We start from the raw sequence: 1,095 nt of genomic DNA on the forward strand, positions 1-1,095 counted from the left end.
CCGCATGATCGAATCCTTTCGGTAGAATGAGGGCATGTCCCGCTACCGGCTCGACCCGGCAGCCGAACAGGTCGCCGGAATGGAAGAGCACTGCGGGCACGCGCGTTTTGTCTGGAATCTCGCGGTCGAACAGCAGCCGTGGTGGACGCCTTCCCGAAGAAAGGCGCCGAACCATGCGGAGCGTTGCCGGCAGTTGACCGACGCGCGGGCGGAGTTCGAGTGGCTGCGGGCCGGTTCGCAGACCGTTCAGCAGCAGGCGCTTCGAGACTTCGACCAGGCTATGCGGAACTTCTTCAACGGCTCGCACCGCCGCCCGACCTTCCGGAAACGTGGCCGGTCCGAGGGTTTCCAGATCGTGGGGAAGAACGCGCGGGTCGAGACGCTGAACCGGAAGTGGTCCCGATGCTGGATCCCGAAGGTCGGCTGGGTGAGGTTCCGCGTGTCGCGGACGATCCCGGACTTCAGGTCGTACCGGGTGACCCGGGATCGGGCGGGCCGCTGGCATGTGGCGTTCGCCGTAGCACCCGACCCGATCCCCGCGCCGGGAACCGGCCAGGTCGGCGAGGTCGTCGGTGTGGACCGGGGTGTCGCCGTGTCCGCGGCGCTGTCCACCGGGGAGCTGCTGTCCTGCCCGAAGCTGAGACCGAAGGAAGCCGAACGGCTCCGCCGGCTCCAGCGCCGGCTGGCGAAAGCCACACGCGGGTCGAACCGGCGCGGCCGGCTGAAGACCCGGATCGCCCGGATGAAGGCCCGGGAGGCCGACCGGCGGAAAGACTGGGTGGAGAGAACCTCCACCGATCTTGCCCGCCGGTTCGACGTCATCCGGGTGGAAGATCTCCGCATCACGAACATGACCCGGTCGGCCCGAGGCACTGTCGACCAGCCGGGCCGCAATGTTCGCCAGAAAGCCGGACTGAACCGGGGCATCCTCGCCAACGGCTGGGGTCTGCTCGCCCGGCGGTTGGAACAGAAAGCACCCGGCCGGGTGGAGAAGATCCCGGCCGCTTACACCAGCCTGTGTTGCTCGTCCTGCGGGCATGTGGCGCCCGGGAACCGCGAGAGCCAAGCGGTGTTCCGGTGCGTCGCCTGCGGGCA

At 68.4% G+C, this 1,095-nt stretch carries 1 protein-coding gene; it reads left to right on the forward strand.

What is annotated here, in order from left to right; translation table 11 throughout:
* Window positions 1-34 precede the first annotated feature (34 nt).
* On the forward strand, window positions 35-1,095 hold a 1,061-nt coding region (locus tag AC559T_RS13750; RefSeq protein ID WP_498868933.1), incomplete at its 3' end, for an RNA-guided endonuclease InsQ/TnpB family protein.

Origin of the sequence: Frankia sp. Hr75.2 (assembly GCF_949319125.1) — a bacterium.
Lineage (GTDB): Bacteria > Actinomycetota > Actinomycetes > Frankiales > Frankiaceae > Parafrankia > Parafrankia soli.